Origin of the sequence: Xanthomonas sp. CPBF 426 (genome assembly GCF_903989465.1) — a bacterium.
GTDB lineage: Bacteria > Pseudomonadota > Gammaproteobacteria > Xanthomonadales > Xanthomonadaceae > Xanthomonas > Xanthomonas euroxanthea.
The window spans coordinates 4,237,639-4,254,909 of record NZ_LR861805.1; the positions used below are offsets into that span (position 1 = coordinate 4,237,639).

16 protein-coding genes are annotated in these 17,271 nt (G+C 63.8%); 10 read left to right on the top strand and 6 right to left on the bottom strand.

What is annotated here, in order from left to right; translation table 11 throughout:
- Positions 1-260 precede the first annotated feature (260 nt).
- The 6 genes from H7A87_RS17905 to H7A87_RS17930 all read right to left on the bottom strand — a co-directional run bounded on the left by H7A87_RS17905 (position 261) and on the right by H7A87_RS17930 (position 5,149).
- Complete coding sequence (locus H7A87_RS17905; RefSeq protein ID WP_119128164.1) at positions 261-1,256, bottom strand: FecR domain-containing protein; 996 nt, start codon at positions 1,254-1,256, stop codon at positions 261-263.
- A 58-nt stretch (positions 1,257-1,314) separates the two neighbouring features.
- Entirely contained in the window at positions 1,315-1,875 is a 561-nt protein-coding gene (locus tag H7A87_RS17910; RefSeq protein ID WP_104535243.1) for a sigma-70 family RNA polymerase sigma factor, read from the bottom strand.
- Entirely contained in the window at positions 1,872-2,639 is a 768-nt protein-coding gene (locus H7A87_RS17915) for an energy transducer TonB (protein ID WP_119128163.1), read from the bottom strand. The genes H7A87_RS17910 and H7A87_RS17915 overlap by 4 nt, the downstream gene beginning before the upstream one ends.
- Positions 2,640-2,644: 5 nt before the next feature.
- The gene (gene exbD / locus H7A87_RS17920; protein ID WP_119128162.1) at positions 2,645-3,067 is read right to left on the bottom strand and encodes a TonB system transport protein ExbD; all 423 of its coding nucleotides are present in this window, start codon (positions 3,065-3,067) and stop codon (positions 2,645-2,647) included.
- Positions 3,057-3,836, bottom strand: coding sequence for a tonB-system energizer ExbB (gene exbB / locus H7A87_RS17925; RefSeq protein WP_147421073.1), 780 nt, complete (start codon positions 3,834-3,836; stop codon positions 3,057-3,059). The genes exbD and exbB overlap by 11 nt, the downstream gene beginning before the upstream one ends.
- 413 nt (positions 3,837-4,249) lie before the next feature.
- A complete protein-coding gene (locus H7A87_RS17930; RefSeq protein WP_119128160.1) occupies positions 4,250-5,149 on the bottom strand; it encodes a LysR family transcriptional regulator in 900 nt (299 codons plus the stop codon).
- Between the two features lie 153 nt (positions 5,150-5,302).
- Between H7A87_RS17930 and H7A87_RS17935 the strand changes: the two genes are divergently transcribed.
- The 10 genes from H7A87_RS17935 (at position 5,303) to H7A87_RS17980 (ending at position 17,165) form a co-directional block, all read left to right on the top strand.
- Positions 5,303-5,935, top strand: coding sequence for an NADPH-dependent F420 reductase (locus H7A87_RS17935; RefSeq protein WP_104535248.1), 633 nt, complete (start codon positions 5,303-5,305; stop codon positions 5,933-5,935).
- Positions 5,936-5,965: 30 nt separating this feature from the next.
- A complete protein-coding gene (locus H7A87_RS17940) occupies positions 5,966-6,757 on the top strand; it encodes an isochorismatase family protein (RefSeq protein ID WP_119128159.1) in 792 nt (263 codons plus the stop codon).
- 104 nt (positions 6,758-6,861) lie between these two features.
- Positions 6,862-7,257 carry a DoxX family protein gene (locus H7A87_RS17945; protein ID WP_104535250.1) on the top strand — a complete coding sequence of 132 codons (396 nt, stop codon included), beginning with the start codon at positions 6,862-6,864 and terminating at the stop codon, positions 7,255-7,257.
- A gap of 73 nt (positions 7,258-7,330) precedes the next feature.
- Positions 7,331-8,134, top strand: coding sequence for a class III extradiol ring-cleavage dioxygenase (locus tag H7A87_RS17950; RefSeq protein WP_119128158.1), 804 nt, complete (start codon positions 7,331-7,333; stop codon positions 8,132-8,134).
- A complete protein-coding gene (locus H7A87_RS17955) occupies positions 8,131-8,808 on the top strand; it encodes a phospholipase (protein ID WP_119128157.1) in 678 nt (225 codons plus the stop codon). The genes H7A87_RS17950 and H7A87_RS17955 overlap by 4 nt, the downstream gene beginning before the upstream one ends.
- 208 nt (positions 8,809-9,016) lie before the next feature.
- Entirely contained in the window at positions 9,017-9,682 is a 666-nt protein-coding gene (locus tag H7A87_RS17960) for a response regulator transcription factor (protein ID WP_119128343.1), read from the top strand.
- The gene (locus H7A87_RS17965) at positions 9,679-11,055 is read left to right on the top strand and encodes an ATP-binding protein (RefSeq protein ID WP_119128156.1); all 1,377 of its coding nucleotides are present in this window, start codon (positions 9,679-9,681) and stop codon (positions 11,053-11,055) included. Before H7A87_RS17960 ends, H7A87_RS17965 begins: the two co-directional genes overlap by 4 nt.
- Positions 11,056-11,473: 418 nt before the next feature.
- Entirely contained in the window at positions 11,474-12,889 is a 1,416-nt protein-coding gene (locus H7A87_RS17970; protein ID WP_119128342.1) for an efflux transporter outer membrane subunit, read from the top strand.
- Positions 12,890-12,897: 8 nt separating this feature from the next.
- The gene (locus H7A87_RS17975; RefSeq protein ID WP_119128154.1) at positions 12,898-14,079 is read left to right on the top strand and encodes an efflux RND transporter periplasmic adaptor subunit; all 1,182 of its coding nucleotides are present in this window, start codon (positions 12,898-12,900) and stop codon (positions 14,077-14,079) included.
- Positions 14,076-17,165, top strand: a complete 3,090-nt coding sequence (locus tag H7A87_RS17980; RefSeq protein WP_119128152.1) for an efflux RND transporter permease subunit — start codon at positions 14,076-14,078, stop codon at positions 17,163-17,165. Before H7A87_RS17975 ends, H7A87_RS17980 begins: the two co-directional genes overlap by 4 nt.
- Positions 17,166-17,271: the final 106 nt, after the last annotated feature.

Consider the following 17,271-nt stretch of genomic DNA (forward strand, 5'->3'; position numbering starts at 1 on the left):
ATCCCTTTTCCCCATGGTTATCGTCGATCACGCTCCGGTAGTGCCATCCGGACGAACCCGAGCCCGATCCGTGCGCCTCACACGCGCGGCCGGATCTCTTAAAGGGGTAATGCTTGAGAAGGCCGAAGTTGACAATTGGACAACGGTGAGGCAACCGCGATCGCGCTCGACCCGGGGCGCTGCCTGGTGGGCGCGCCGACCTGAAATTCCGGCGAACGGACCGGTCGCTCAGCGTGGCCGCGCGGACCCGAGCGCGTGCGTCAGGATGTGTGGATCCAGACGATCGGCCCGATGCGGGTCACCTTGATGGGCAAGGACTGCTCCAGCGTGTCGTACCACTCGTCAAGGCGCGCCAGGTCCACGATCGAACTCACGCGCTGCTGCTTGGCGTGCGGATAGCTGACCAGCACCAGACGCCGGTCGTAGCGCTTGAGGTCGTCCAGCACCTCGCCGATACGGCGATTCTCGAACTGCAGGCGTCCAGTGCGCCAGGACAGCGCCTGTTCCGCGTTGACCGCTTCGATGTGCGGCGCCGATTCGCCGGAATGGACGCGAACGCGCTCGTCCGCGGTGACGAACACGGCGCCGCCCCCCTCCCTGGCGACTCGCACCTTGCCTCGCTGCACAGTCACCACGACCTCTCTGCCTTCGCGGCGAACGCCGAAGGCCGTGCCCAGCACCGTGACCTGGCCGCCGCCGGCATCCACGGTGAACGGATGCTGCGGATCGTGGGCCACGTCGAAGTAGGCTTCGCCGCGTGCCAAGTCGATATGGCGCCGATTCCCATCGACACGCACGTCGGCGGCACTGCCGGTGTTCAACCACATGGTGCTGCCATCGGCCAGGGCAAGGGTCCGCTGCTCGCCGATGCCGGTGGTCTGGTCGAATCGCCAGTCCCGCTGCCACTGCCCCCCCAGCGTTGCGACCAGCAGCAATGCTGCCGCAGTCGCCAGCGCCGGACGGCGCCAACGGCGTCGCGTCCGGACCTGGCGCCGTTGCGCTGCGGAGGCAGGAAGACTCGCCATCACCGGCGCGTACTGCGCCTCCAAGGGCTCTCCGATCATCAGCCACAAGTGCCGAGCCTTGTTCAGCGCCTTCTCGTGACTGGCGTCCGAATCGCGCCATCGCTCGAACTCGGCCAGTGCATCGGCGTCGACCTCGCCCGTGGCAATACGTGAAACCCACGCGAGCGCCTGATCCATCGGATCGCTGGCACCCAACTCCATCTTCGTCCGCATTGTGTCGTCGTTACTCATCTGCCTGTTCCTCTAACGCCCAGCGAGCCCGAAACTGACAAGAGGGGCCTGTGTCCGTTCATCTCTCGCCCAGCTTCTGTGCGCAGGCCTTCAGAGCAAGCAGCACGTACTTGTTTACCAAACTCAGCGAAACATCCAACCGGGCGGCAACCTCTTCGCGCGGCAGGCCTTCGATGCGGGTCAGGTACAGCACGTCGCGACACTTTGCCGGAAGCTCGGCAAGCGTGGCCTCGATCAGATTCATCTGGTCGCGCGCATGCGCGTGTTCTTCAGGTTCTTCGACATGCCCTTCGAACAACGTCAACGCGCCCGCGAGCAGTTTCACCCGATTGGTTTCGCTGCGCATGTGGTACAGCGCCGCGTGCACGGCCATGCGCATCAGATACCTTCGCGCCGCCTCTTCACTCGACAGCAGGCTGGAAACCCGCCCGAGGCGGAGATAGATGTCCTGCGCCAGATCCTGTGCGGTATGGCGGTCAAGGATGCGGCGCTCGATGACCCTTTCCAGGCTCGGCCGGATCTCGATGAAGATCCGCGTCAGCTCCTCGGTCGTCAACGCACCGGCCAACACCGCCTCGCTCGCTGCGGCCGCCGCCGGCTCGGCGCGTCGCCATTTCATGGACCCCGTCCCTGGGCGAGCTGGCGGCGCAGGAAGAACTCCACGGGCACGATCATCTCGACGGTGTTGCCGGTCATCTCCGGCGGCGGCGGCGGCAGCGGCGCGGCGCGCCGGATCAGCGCATCTACTTCCGCATCCAGCAACGCATAGCCGCGGCTGCGCCAGATGGTCCACTGCAGCACGTTGCCGCTGCGGTCCATCGTGAAGCGCAGATAGACCGTATCTTCCTGCCGGCGCCGCTGCGCGGCACCGGGATAGCGCTTGTGCTGCTCAAGGTGGGTCAGCAGCCGGTTCTCCCAGCTCTGGATGACGGCCGTGGCGTTCTCGCTGGCCACGCCCTGAACCGGCGCCTGGAGCGCAGCATCGGCCACGGCCGGGGCCACGCTCGACGGCACGGCGGTAGTGCGGTCAGCCCCCGTCACCTGCTCGGCTTCCGGCTTGTCTTCGAGCTTGGCCGCCAATGCATCCGGAGGCGGATGTGTCTTGACCTCCGGCGGCGGATCGAACGCACGCGGCTGCGGCTTGGGCTGCACCCGCGACTCGATCTGCTCCGGTCCAGGCGGCTTCTCGGTGAGCTGGTGCTCCCGTGCCGCAGGCAATGGCGCAAGCTCCACCGTCATCGCCGCCAACGGCGCTGCGACAGGTGCAGGGGGCTGCGCGACGAAATCGAGCAACATCAGCGCCGCTACGCCGCCGTGCAGCAGCAACGCACTGGCGATGCTGCCCGCCCAGCGGGTCGAATCGGAAACCCCACGCTGGCGCATCGTGCCTAGATCTCCGTCTGGTCCAGAGTGACCAAGGCCACTTTCTGGTAGCCCTGCTCACGCAACACATTCATCAGGCGCATCAAATCGCCGTATGGGACCGTCTTGTCGGCACGCAGGAACACGCGCGCATCGCGATCGCTTCCAAGCAGGGTATGTAGTGCTGCGCCCAGTGCCGACCGCTCCACCTCGGTCTCGCCTACGTACACGCGCAGGTCCGATTTCAGGCTCACCACCACAGGCTCCTGCGGTTCCTGCTGCGCCTGGGCGCTGGACACCGGAAGCTCCAAAGGCACGTTCACCGTTGCCAGCGGCGCAGCCACCATGAAGATGATCAGCAGCACCAGCATCACGTCGATGAAGGGCGTGACGTTGATTTCGTGCAGGCCGGTGTCGTGCTCGTCTCCGGAATCAAGCTTAAATGACATGGCCTGGCCCCGGCGTGCGTCGCGCGTCCAGTTCGCTGTCCAGCTCCCGGCTCAGCAAGCACATGACGTGTGTCGCAGCATCATTCATCCGTACGCGGTAGCCGGCGATGGCACGCGTTACTGCGTTGTAAACCAGGACTGCCGGGATCGCCGCCACCAGGCCGAAAGCCGTTGTCAGCAGCGCCTCGGCGATACCAGGCGCAACTACCGCAAGGTTGGTGGTCTGCGAGTGCGCAATGCCGATGAAAGCGTTCATGATGCCCCACACGGTACCGAACAGGCCAATGAACGGCGCCGCAGCGCCGATGCTGCCCAGCACGCTGGCACCGCGCGACAGCCTGCGCTGCTGGCCGGCTTCCACGCGCTGGATCCGGGCGGCCGTGCGCTCCTTGATGCCTTCTGCGAACACATGCCGCCGCCCGGCCGGATATCGTTCCAGCTCGCCGATGGCGACCTGCACCATCGCAGCGGCGACCGGGTCCGGAAGTTGCGCGAAGCTGGCCAGCTCGCCGTAACTCGACAGGGACTTCAATGCCGTGGCGATGGTCCGGCGACAGGCGACGATCTCCCAGGTCTTGTAGATCCAGATGCTCAGCGTGGCGACCGAAGCCAACACGAGCACACCCATGACTGTCTTCACCACCCAGTCCGCCTGCTGGAACATCGCGGCGACCGTCAGATCGTGCGTCAGTCCAGGCCTGACCGCTGCCGAGGCCGGCGAGGCCAACCAGCCCAATAGCAGTGGGACTACGACACGACTGTGCTTCAAGGCTTACTCCTGGCTGATGTCTGCGTACGCTGCACGCGCCCCGCAAGCCGCGCCGGTGCTCGCTCGCCGCCGGCTGCGTCATGCGACCTGTTCCTAACCGTAATGCTTGAACGGCTGCGTATTGACAATCGAGTACGAGATATTTCGCACAAGATCTAAAATCTCATTCAAATTTGAGACAGTGGATGCTCGACGTGCGACCGGGTCAACGACGCGCCGGTGTCCTGGAGATCGGACAGGCTCATGACCAGCCGGATCACCACCGTATCGGCGTGCCGGCTTTTGCTCGACAATGGCCGATGCACCTGCGGACATCGAGGAATTCTCATGCACCTCCCGCAAGCAATCGCGGCAGCCCCGGTTCCATCTCGCCAGCACTGCATACGCTGTGGAGGCGCATGGGTCCTGCACGATCAATGCGTCCAAGGCGGCGCGCGTAATGCGTCGACCAGAAAATCTACCAGCCGTCGCACCTTCAACGGCAATTGCTTGCGCGTGGGGTAGACGGCAAAAATGCCCAGTTCCGCCGCGCGGAACTCGGGCATCAACTCGACCAACGCACCACTGTCTAGGTCTGCATACACCAGGAAGTCCGGCTGCAGGATGATCCCCTGATGCGCCAAGGCCGCCGCCCGGCAGGTATCGCCGTTGTTGGCGTGGATACGCGAATGCGTGCGCACCGTCTCCTCGCCCTGGGGCCCCTGAAAGCTCCAGATGTCGCCGGACGACCAGTACGTGTAGGAGATCACATCGTGCCGGGCGAGCTCGTGCGGATGCTGCGGCGTTCCTCGCTCGGCGAGATAATCCGGCGAAGCACACAGCACCATACGCGTTCGAGCAAGGCGCCTGCTGACTAAGCTTGAGTCGGACAATCGCGCAATGCGCACCGCAAGGTCATAGCCTTCCTCGACAAGATCTATCACGCGGTCGGACAACACGATATCCAGCGTGACCTGCGGATTGCGTGCGGCGAATCGGCCCCATAGCGCGGCCAGATGTAGCGCCCCGAAGGTCTGCGGCGCGCCAATCCGCAACCGACCCTGCGCCTGCAGCGCACTGGCCCCTACCTCGGCCTCGGCTTCCTGGACAGCAAGCAGGATGTCCTTGCAGCGTTGGTAGTAGGCCTGGCCTTCCCCCGTCAGCGACAGGCGGCGCGTCGTCCGCTGCAGCAGGCGCGTGCCTAGATGCCCTTCCAATTCATTGACGTGACGGGACACCGCCGGCTTGGACAGCCCTACCACCTCCATAGCCCGCACGAAGCTACCGGCCTCTACCACCGCGGTGAAGGTCTTCATGGCTTGGAGCAGATCCATAGTCTCTTTATTCGGAACAATTTATCTATCGAATAGCAATTTATCTCATTTGACGCCGCCAATATAGTTCGTCTCAAGCCGATACCGCTGTCGGCTGCTGGGGACCAAGCAATCCCGAGCCCTCTGTTTCTCTCTCTCGACAGGACGATCACTATGAACATCACTCTCATCGGTGCCGGCAATATGGGCGCAGGCTTCGTCAAGCAGCTCACCGCCGCAGGCCATCAGGTCCGTATCGCCGCACGCGACCTGAGCAAGGCTCAGGCAGTGGCCGCCGCGCATCCCGGCGCAACCGCGTTGGCACCCGCCGACGCACTGGGCGACTCCCAGGTCGTCATCGTCGCCACCGGCTACGCCGATGCCGTCCCGGCGCTGCAAGCGCTCGGATCGCTGGAAGGCCGCGTCGTGATCGACATTACCAACCCGTTGACGGCCGACTACATGGGCCTGACCCTGGGCTACGACAGCTCGGCTGCCGAAGAAATTGCCAAGGCGCTGCCGGATGCCCACGTGGTCAAGGCGTTCAATACCGTGCTTGCCCAGGTACTGGCCGAAGGCCCGGTCTTCGCAGCGGGTCAGACCGTGCCGGTCTTCTACGCCGGTGACGATGAGCGCGCAAAGCAGACCGTGCGGGCACTTGCCGAAAGCATCGGCTTCCAGCCGGTCGACGCTGGCGGACTGAAGAACGCGCGGTACCTGGAACCGCTGGCCGGGCTGAATATCTACTTCGCCTATGGCGCTGGTCAGGGCACGCAGATCGCGCCCACTTGGATCCATCGCAACTGATTCGGAACGACCTTCACTCTGGAGAAGACCATGAACGAACCGGCACAGACCACCGTTCAACAGCGTCCCGCCGACATCGTGAGCCCCATCAGCGACCAGGTGCTGCCGCTCAGGACAAGTGCGGCCGATGCCCTCAAGGCCGGACGCGCCGTCTACGAAAAGCCCGCTCCGGACAACAGCATCATGCTGTTCATCGATCACCAGATCGGCCTCATGGCCAGCGTCCGCGACTTTGCGCAAGCGTCCGGCTACAAGGCCAATGTGCTGGCGCTGGCACAGATGGCCAGGGCGTTGAAGATCCCAACGCTGCTGTCTTCGTCCAATGCTCAGTGGCAGAACGGCGATCTACTGCCGGAGCTGAAGGAGCTCCTCCACGACCAGCCGATCTATCGCCGCACAGGAATCATCAACGCCTACGAAGACCCGACCTTCCGTGCTGCGCTGGAGGACCTGGTTGCTCGGACCGGGCGCCGCCACATCATCATCTCGGGAGTGACGCTCGGAACCTGCGTGACTTTGCCGACCCTGTCGATGGTCAACGACGGCTACCTGGTGCATCCGGTGGTCGATGCCTCCGGGGCCTGGAGCAAGTATGAGGCCGAGGCCGCGATGCATCGGATGACGGCTGCCGGCGCGCAGCTCAATACCGTCTACGCCCTGGGCGCCGAACTGCAAGCCGACTGGAAGCTGCCCTCGGGCAACGACATGCTGCCGCCGTTCATCGACGGATTGCCCGAGTACGGCTGGATCGTCCAGCAGTTCTGGAACAACGCCGATCCGGCGAAGCGTCCGGTGCCCGATCCGTTCGGCATGATCAAGTAAGGCAATGCGTCCGCGTCCGCCGGCGCGGACCTTCACCACCGCGTTTGGCGAAGGCATGAACTGCTCTGACCTTCGCCAGCACGCCACATCTCAAGGACACTGAAATGAACGCCCCCCTTTCGCTGCTGGGCCGCATTGGCCTCTCGCTGCTCTTCGTCATCTCCGGCTGGGGAAAGATCACCGGCTACGCCGGTACCCAGCAGTACATGGAAACAATGGGCGTGCCGGGCGCGCTGCTGCCGCTAGTCATCCTGCTGGAGCTTGGTGGCGGCCTCGCCATCGCCGCAGGCCTATTCACGCGCTGGATCGCCATCGCCCTGGCGGTCTTCTCGGTAGCGACCGCAGCGGTCTTCCATGCCGACTTCGGCGATGCGATGCAGGCCATCAGCTTCTGGAAGAACATCGCGATGGCCGGCGGCTTCCTGCTGCTGGCCGCCAATGGCGCAGGCGAGTTCAGCATCGACGGCATGAGAAGCCGCCGCAACGGTCAGGCGTCGTAAGACGCTCGATCCGGAACACACCCTCATGCAGCGTGCGGGCGCTCCAGGCGCCCGCCAATCTTGGAGCATCCCCATGACACGAGCTCCCTCGCTCTTCATCTCCCACGGCTCACCGATGTTCGCCATCGAACCGGGTGTGCTCGGCCCCAATCTCCAGCAGCTCGGCACATCGCTGCGCGATCTGTCCGCGATCGTGGTGGTATCCCCCCATTGGCAGACCATCGGCATCCGTGTCGCAGGAGGGGCCAGGCCGGCGACCATCCACGACTTCGGCGGATTCCCGGCGCCCCTTTATGCGCTCAAGTACGAGCCGCCCGGCGCGCCGGATCTTGCCGCCGACATTGTCGACCTACTCATCCAGGCAGGCCTGCCGGCAACGATCGACTCGCAGCGCGGCCTGGACCACGGCGCCTGGGTACCGCTGCGCTATTTGAAGCCTGATGCAGACGTGCCGGTCCTGCAGGTCTCGCTGCCCCGCACTATGGACGCCGAGGGCGCATTACGATTGGGCCGGACCCTGGCACCTTTACGGGACAGAGGTGTCCTGATCGTTGGCTCCGGCAGCCTCACCCACAACCTGTACGAGTTCCGCAGCGATGTGCGGGATCCGGAATACGCCCAGGAATTTGCGGACTGGATCGCGGCGGCCATCGCGCGAGGCGATGACGCGGCACTGTTGCGTTACCGCACACAGGCACCACACGCAGGACGTGCGCATCCCACCCAGGAGCATTACCTGCCGCTGCTGGTGGCAGTGGGTGCAAGCGTCCCCAATGAATCCCGCAGCCTGATCCGGGGCGGAATGACCTACGGCGTCCTGTCGATGGATTCCTTCGGATTCGGGGTTCACACCGACGCAATGGAGGATGCCGCATGAGCAACATCACTTGGTCCGATCTGCGTACCGATTTGGCGCTGCCGTTCCGAGCCAGCGTCGTAAAAAACGCGCCCGCCAAGCGCCTGCTGATCCTGGCCCATGGCGTGGGCGGCAACGAAACCAACCTGGCGCCGCTTGGTGCGGAGCTGGCCACTGATACGCTCGTCGTCTTGGTCCGTGGCCCCCTGACCTTGGGTACGAACCAACACGGCTGGTTCCAAGTGTCGTTCGGGCCGCAGGGACCGCGCCCGGATCTGGAGGCCGCCGAAGCAAGCCGTAAACTGCTAGCGAACTTTATTGCGCAGGTGCAGGCGGTATATGCAATGGCACCGGCGCAGACCGTGGTGGCCGGCTTCAGCCAAGGCGGTATCATGAGCGCAAGCGTTGGCCTGACCGAGCCCAGGTTGCTTAGGGGCTTCGGCATCCTGTCTGGCCGCATTCTCCCCGAAATCAGGCCCCAAATCGCTGATCGCGGCGCGCTGTCGGCCGTCCAGGCATTCATCGGACATAGCCGCGACGACACCAAACTAAGCGTGGACTGGGCTTACAAGGCCGACGTGCTGCTCGACGAGGTCGGAGTGAGACATGAGATCAGCCTATATACAGGCGACCATGGCATCCCGGCTCCTATGCAGCGCGATTTCCTTAACTGGGTGGACCGCATCCTTGGGTAGCGATAACGTCCTCTCGGCCATGCGGTAAGCATTCGGCTCATCGAGTTGCAGCAAGCGAACCTGATCTCGCCTCGCGAAACAAAAACAACTTGCACATGCATTGATAAATCGAACACACAACGTGGAAACTTGAGAGACTTTAAAAAATTATTAACAAATTCACTACATGATTGCAAAAAAGGCCGCCGCCAAAATGAATGTTTATTGCATGAACCTCCTCCTGATCGAAGATGATGAAATGCTGGGAGAGTCTATTTGCGATGCTGCGCGCCAGAGCGGATGGAACATCGACCATGTCGTCAACGCACATTCAGCGCGCAGCGCGCTGGTGGATCACGCCTATGCAGCTGTGCTACTGGACATTGGTCTACCAGGCGATTCTGGTCTATCTGTACTGCGCGCTATGCGAGGGCGTTATGACACCACGCCGGTGCTGATCCTTACCGCACGCGGTCAGCTAAGCGAGCGCATCGTTGGCCTAGACGCCGGCGCCGACGACTACTTAGTCAAACCATTTCAATTTGATGAACTTTGGGCGCGCGTGCGCTCTGTCATTCGTCGTAGTCAGGGGCGTGTCGTGCCTGTATTCACTCACGGCGACATCTGTATTGATCGTAGCAAACGCGTCGTCACCAAGGCTAACACCGAAGTCGTTCTCAGCGCCCACGAGTACCGCACCCTACTTGCTCTGATCGAGCGGCCTGGACATGTTCTCACCCGCGATCAACTTCACGACGTCGTCTATGGAACATCGAGCAATGTCGAGAGCAACACAATCGCCGTTTTCATCCATCAGCTAAGACGTAAGCTTGGAGAAAATCTAATCCGCACCGTCCACGGACTTGGCTACGTCATCGGGCAGCCGACCGCTTGAAGTCGCGCTCTTTCAACGCACAGCTCATTCTCGTGATTTTCGCGGTTATCGCGCTGTGCTGGACGATAGTGCTCGGAGTCGTGCTCACGCAGCTCTCACTTAACCGTACCAGCACGTGGGATGAGAAGCTCCGTGCGATTGCCACCCAACTTTTGGTGACAATTCCCGCAGACAGTAATTTCAACGGAAGAGGTAGGCCAGGCCTCAAATTGAAAGAAATTTCCGGTGCCGAACACGAACAGTTGGTGTTTCAAATTTGGATTGATCGTAATCGAATGGTCGCCAACACGCCCGGCTCCCCAGAGTTGCCCCTTAAACCCGACTTCTCTGATGGTGCGGCCTCTACCCGCGTCGAGAACCACGAATGGCGCGTGTATTCCGCATCCGATAGCACCGGACGCGTGACTGTACAGGTGGGGAATCTACAGAGCATCGTAGATGCGGACATGCGCCATGAAGCAGCTCACGCATTAGCCCTCGCAACGGTCCTGCTTGTCATAGCGGGTGTCGTCATGTGGTTCGTGAGCCAGTCAGCGCTCAGACCCGTACGAGCGCTAGGCGCTGCGATGCGTCATCGTCGTCGCTTCGATTTCACCGCCTTACCGCTAGATCGATTGCCAAGGGAACTGCATCCATTGGTCGATTCTTTTAATCATGTGCTCGAGCAACTCGACGAGGCTATCGAAGGGGAACGGCGCTTTATTGGAGATGCGGCTCATGAGCTTCGCACGCCGCTGTCAGCCTTGCAGGCCCAGGCAGAGATTGCGCTGCGAGCCACCGACCCTCAACACAAGGATGCAGCACTAAGAAAACTGCTGATAGTTGCCAGCCGTAGCACTCGACTGAGCGAGCAGCTGCTCGATCTTGCAAGCATCAACGCCGGTGCCAAGGCTCCCAAACACCTTCCGGCGGATCTGGATAAGCTAGTACACCACGTTGCTCGAGAGTTCGAGATCTATGCGAGCCAGAATCGGCGCTCGCTGTTCCTCGCTGTTGAACCCTGCAGAATTTCCTGCGACATCGATGAAATCGGAATATTGCTACGTAATCTGATGCACAACGCCATGCGCTACACCAGCGAAGGCGGCAATGTGCTCGTGCGCTGCGGCAACCAAGCGCCGGATGGTCGCGACTCGGAGCACTCGATGGTCTATCTGGAAGTTGCAGATGACGGCCCGGGCGTTCCGCCCGAGCAACACGAGGCCATCTTCGAACGCTTCTACCGGGTCGCGGGTACACCTGTGCGGGGTAGCGGTATCGGCCTATCACTCGTGGCAGGTATTGCAGAGTCTCACAACGCTGTAATCCGCACCGACACCGGCCTGGAAGACCGGGGGCTCACGGTGCGTGTCATTTTCCCGAGCATCGTCTAGGTTCCGGGCTCAGCTGATCCAGCAGCCCCAGCCGCGATTGGTGGAACGTTGTCCACCATGGCCCAATGGAAATCCTGCCTCGAATCAAGGATGCGACTTTAGCTTGCCCCCCGTGCGTTAAATGACCTGATTTTTAAAAAATTCTTAATAACTATAAAAACCTCCTAATTCCGCTTGGGCACCATACGTCTTACGGCACACCGCCTTGACGCGCCAAGAAATCGGAAGGTTCATGCTGGATTGCAGACTAAGCCCAGGCAGGCGGACGCACCTGAGTTGCCTCACGCGACGGGAGTTTGTCTTCTCGCCCCGCTCGCATCTCCAGAAACCGAGTTTCACCGCGTCGCAGGACCTGCGTTGTCGGACGGGGCTCTCCGACGGCCACGCTCTGCTCCGCGGTAGGTCACGGGGCACGGTGATGCTGCTGGCTCTACTGACGGGGTGTACGACCCAGGGATCCTATCAGTCGACGCGTTTGGAGGCGCCCGAGGCTTGGACAATGCCCGCTCCGGAGGCGGCAATACCCATGCCCAGCGATGAAGCATGGTGGCGCCAACTTAAGGATCCGGCGGTTGATTTCTTGGCAGAAGCTGCTCTCAACGACAGTCCTAGCGTTGCGCAAGCCATTGCCAGGGTCGACGAGGCCCGTGCCCTGCTCGGGACAACCTCAGGGCAACGGATACCTTCGGTGGATGTCAACGGCAACACCACCCGGGGCCGCAGCCTAAACATCAACAGTGCATCAGGCGGCACAATCCTCAGCACGCAGAGCGGGGTCGGCCCCGGGCTGTCCTGGGAAATCGACCTTTTCGGCCGGGTGCGCAACTCAGTGGAGGCCGGCAGACTGAGGATCCAGGCACGCGATGCCGATGCTAAGGCGGCCAGGCTGGCCCTGACCTCACAGATCGGCGACCTGGTGCTGGACTTGCGCGCCTGCGAGTTGTCCATTGCCGTGCTGCACGAGGAAATCGACTCGCGCGAAAAGACCCTGGCACTGACCCGCCAGCGGCTGGATACCGGCTTCGTCGCGCCCATTGAAGAGGCTCGGGCGCAAAGCGGTCTGGCCAGCGCGCGCACGACGGTGGCCACGCGCCAGGAAACCTGCGCACGTCACATCAATGCACTGGTCGCCATCACCGGTCAGCCACGCGCCACAGTGCAAGGGGTGGTTACCATGGACACTCAGGCGGCCGGCGTGGCACAACTGGTGACGGCCATCCCGCCGACTCCTGTCGTCCAACTGGCCATGCCGGCCACCATACTCGCGGCCCACCCGGCCGTTGTCACTGCCGAACGCGAAGCGGCTGCGGCATGGTCGGAGATCGCGGTCGCGCGCGCCGAGCGCCTTCCCCGGCTCAATCTGGCGGCTGCGCTCAGTGGGCAATGGTTGCGGGCCGCAGGGCAGTCCGTGAGAGAGACCGTCTGGTCGCTCGGCCCGACGCTTGCTGCACCAGTCTTCGATGGAGGCCGCGGCGCGGCCAATGTCTCTGCTGCCCAAGCCCGCCATCGTGCGGCCGAGGCCAATCTGCGTCTGGTGGTGCGCGCCGCCGCACAGGACGTCGAGAACGCCATGGCCGCGATCGAATCAGCCGCCGCGCGCCGACGCAGCACGCTGGATGCCGTCACCGCCGCACAGCGCGTGCTTGACGCGACGCAGGCGCGCTGGAACGCCGGTGCCGTGAGCCTGTTCGAGGTTGAAGATGCGCGCCGCCAGCTCGCCGACGCCCAGGACAGCGCCATCGCTGCTGCATACGACAGCAACCGCGCCTGGATCGCGCTGGTCCGCGCCTCGGGCCACGCCACGGCGGCCACGCCGAGCGGCGCGCTGTCATGACTACGTCCATGCCATCTCCTAAGCCCATCATAGCCGCGGCGGCATCACGCCGCCGCCGGCTTATATGGGCCGCCGTTGCCGGTGCCGCCCTGGTGCTGCTCGGTGCCACCGCCTGGGGTGTCATGTCGCGCGCCGCTCCGCCGGCCCCGGCTCACAGCCAGGCTTCGCTGTCGGTGACGGCCACACTTCCCCGCAGGGTGCAGTGGGCCAGCGCAATAGAAGCCAGCGGCGTAATCGCCCCCTGGCAGGAAGCCATCATCGGCGCGCAGACGTCCGGCCTGAGGATTGACCGGCTCGAGGTCGCGGTCGGTGACGTGGTGCGTCGCGGCCAACTCCTGGCACGATTCGACACGGCCACGCTCCGCGCCGAGGAGGCGCAACTGCAGGCCGCGTTGGCCCAGGCACAAGGCGTGGCGACGCAGGCCGATGCCAACCGCACCCGTGCGCTGCAACTCAAAGGCAGCGGTGGCATCAGCGATCAGGAGGTGCAGCGCTACGTCACCGAGGCCAATACTGCCATGGCCCAGGTCATCACCGCGCGGGCCCAACTGGAGGGCAAGCGCGTGCAGTTGCGCCAAGCAGACGTGGTAGCGCCGGACGATGGCGTGATCAGCGACCGTATCGCCACGCTGGGTGCGGTCGCCAACAATGGCCAGGAGCTGTTCCGCCTGGTGCGCCAGAGAAGGCTCGAATGGCGGGGCGAGTTCACCCCCACGCAGATCGCCAGCATCGCCGTCGGCCAGGACGTGACGCTGCAACTGCCACAGAGCCGGTCCGCCAAGGCGCGCGTACGTCAAATCGCGCCGCTGCTGGACACGCGCTCGCGGCTGGGCCTGGTCTATGCGGACATCGAGCCGGGCAGCCTGGCGCGCGGCGGTATGTACGTTAACGGTCGTATCGCGCTCGCGCCCAGCGCGGCGCAGGTGCTGCCGGCAACGAGCGTGGTGGTGCGTGACGGCCGCAGCATCGTCTTCCGCCTGGCCGGAACGGGCGACGAATCCAAAGTCGAGGCGCGGCCGGTCACCATTGGCCGCCGCCAGGGGGCCGAGGTCGAGATCCTGGATCCGCTCGCGGCCGACGAACGCATCGTTGCCCAGGGCGCCGGGCTGCTGGCCGACGGCGACACGGTGCGGGTCGGATCCGACGCGGCCAATACTGCCGGCTCGGCCGCATCGGGAGCTCTGCGATGAACTTCGCGACATGGTCCCTACGCAACCCCATCCCGGCCGTCCTGTTGTTCATGCTGCTGACGCTGGCGGGCCTGTACGGCTTCCACCAGTTGCCGATCCAGGCGCTACCCGACATGGATCTGCCCTCGATCAATGTGACGCTCTCCCAACCCGGTGCGGCACCCGCCCAGCTTGAAACGGAAGTTGCGCGCAAGGTGGAGGACTCCATCGCCACGCTCAGCGGACTACGCCACACGCGGACCACAATCACCGAGGGCCAAGTCCATCTCCAGGCCGAATTCGAGCTGGAGAAGCCGCTGTCCGACGCGCTGATCGAGACCAAGGATGCCGTCGACCGGGTGCGCTCGGACCTGCCAACGGATCTGCTACAGCCGGCCGTCAGTGCCCAGACGGTCAGCAGCAGGCCCATCCTGACCTATTCGGTCGGTTCCGAAACCATGGACGAGGTCGCGCTGTCCTGGTTCGTGGACGACACGCTGAGCAAGACCTTGTTCAATGTGCCGGGCGTGGGCGGAGTCAAGCGGCTGGGCGGCGTGCAGCGCGAGATCCGCGTCGACGTCGACCCGGTGCAGATGAATGCGCTTGGCGTCACCGCAGCCGATGTCTCGCGCGCGTTGCGCCGCACCCAGCAGGACTCCTCTGGCGGACGCGGCCAACTGGGCGGCGAAGAGCAGTCGCTGCGCACAGTGGCCACGGTGCGGCAGGCGGACGAACTGCGCGCTATGCCGGTCATTCTCGCCACCGGCGGCAAGGTTCGCCTGGATCAGGTGGGCTCGGTGCGTGACACCGCCGCCGAACGCAGCCAGGCGGCGCTTCTGGACGGCAAGCCCGTCATCGGCTTCAGCATCCAGCGCACCAAGGGCTTCGACGAAACCCGCATCGCCGAAGGGGTGGCCGAAGCACTGCAGCAGCTTCAGGCCCAGCACACATCCCTGCGGATCACCCCGGTCTCAGGCAGCGTGGCCTACACCCTCGAACAGTTCAAGGGTTCGATGGCGATGCTCTACGAGGGGGCGCTCCTGGCCGTGCTGGTGGTCTGGCTGTTCCTGCGCGACTGGCGCGCCACGCTGGTTGCTGCCTCGGCGCTGCCGCTGTCGATCCTGCCCGCGTTCGCTGCGATGTGGTGGCTGGGCTACTCGCTCAACACCCTCACGCTGCTGGCACTGGCGGTGGTCGTCGGCATTCTGGTAGACGACGCGATCGTCGAAGTCGAGAACATCGAGCGCCACCGGCGCATGCGCAAGCCGACCATGCAGGCCACGGCCGACGCGGTTAACGAGATCGCGCTGGCAGTGATCGCCACCACGGCGACCCTGGTGGTGGTGTTCGTGCCCACAACGCTCATGGGTGGCGTGCCGGGCCTATTCTTCAAGCAGTTCGGCTGGACAGCGGTCATCGCTGTGCTCGCCTCGCTAATGGTGGCGCGCCTGATCACCCCCATCATGGCCGCCAAGCTGCTCAAGCCCGGCATGCACGCGGCCAACAAGCATGACGGCCCGCTAATGAGCCGTTACCTGCAGGTGGTGGACTGGAGCCTGCACCATCGTGGCAAGACCATGGCCGCGGCCGCGGCCTTCTTCGTCGGCTCGATGGCGCTGCTGCCCTTCATCCCCACGGGGCTGGTACCCCCGTCGGACCGGGGCTTCACCACGGTGACGCTGGAGCTGGCACCGGGCAGTGCGCTCAATGACACCGTGGCCACTGCCGAGCGGGTACGCGCTGCGGTTGGCCAGTTGCACGGCGTCCAGAGCGTCTTCACCACTGTCGGGGCCGCCGAGAGCGGAAGCGATACGCAGGTGAGCGACGTGCGCAAGGGCGAGCTCACGCTGGTGCTGACCGCTCGCCAAGAGCGCGCCATCCAGTCCGAGATCGAACGGGCCGTGCGGGATGCACTGGAGAACGTCCCCGGTGCGCGCTTCACAGTCGGCGGCGGCTCTGGCGAGCAATTGCAGATGATCCTCGCCAGCGATGACGCCGGCGCGCTCAGCACCACCGTGGACACGTTCACCCGGGAACTCCGGGCAGCCGGTCTGTCCGGTGTGCGCAGCACGGCCAGCCTGGAGCGCCCCGAGATCGTGGTACGGCCGGATCTCAACCGGGCAGCCGAACACGGCGTGAGCAGTGCCGCCATCGGCGAACTGATGCGTACGGCCACCAGCGGCGACTTCGACTCCCAATTGTCCAAGCTCAATCTGGACAACCGCCAGATAGGCATCCGGGTGCGCGTCCCCGACGCCGTGCGCCAGGACATCGCCGCACTGTCTGCCTTGCGCGTGGTCTCGCGTGATGGTCTGGTCCCGCTCTCCAGCGTGGCTACTCTCGCCATGGAAAGTGGGCCGGCACAGATCGACCGCTACGACCGCAAGCGCTATGTCACCGTGACCGCTGAACTGGGCAACCATTCTCTGGGTGAGGCCATCGCCATCGCCAATGCAATGCCCTCCGTGCGTAACATGACCTCAAACGTCTCGCTGATGCAGACGGGCGATGCCGAAGTAGCTGCGGAACTGTCATCCGGCCTGGTATGGGCGATCGTGACCGGCACCCTGTGCATGTACTGCGTGTTGATCCTGCTGTTCAAAGACTTCTTCCAGCCCGTCACGATACTCTCGGCGATCCCGCTATCTCTGGGCGGCGCGTTCATCGCTCTATTGCTGGTGGGCAGCGAGCTCGACGTGCCTTCGATGATCGGCCTGGTGATGCTGATGGGCATCGTCACCAAGAACTCGATCCTGCTGGTCGAGTACGCGGTACTCGCGCGCAATGAGCATGGCCTTCCGCTGATCGATGCGTTACTCGACGCCTGCCACAAACGCGCCCGCCCCATCGTCATGACAACGGTCGCGATGATCGCCGGCATGTTGCCGATCGCGCTCGGCTTAGGTTCGGATGCCAGCTTCCGCCAGCCCATGGCAATCGCGGTGATCGGCGGCCTGATCACCTCCACCTTGTTGAGCCTAGTGATAGTGCCCGCAGTTTTCAGCTACATCCACGACCTTGAGAGCTGGCTCGCCCATCGCTTAAAGCCATCCGCGACTGACGGCTTACCAGCGTCGGAAGGCTCGATCTCTGGGGGGCGTCCATGAGTCTGCGGCACGCTTTGATGACATACCTAACAGGCGAACACCTCGCACACGTTCTTCGGAGCCAAGCGGCCCCGCTTCACCGCGATATCCCCCCAAACCGCCACAG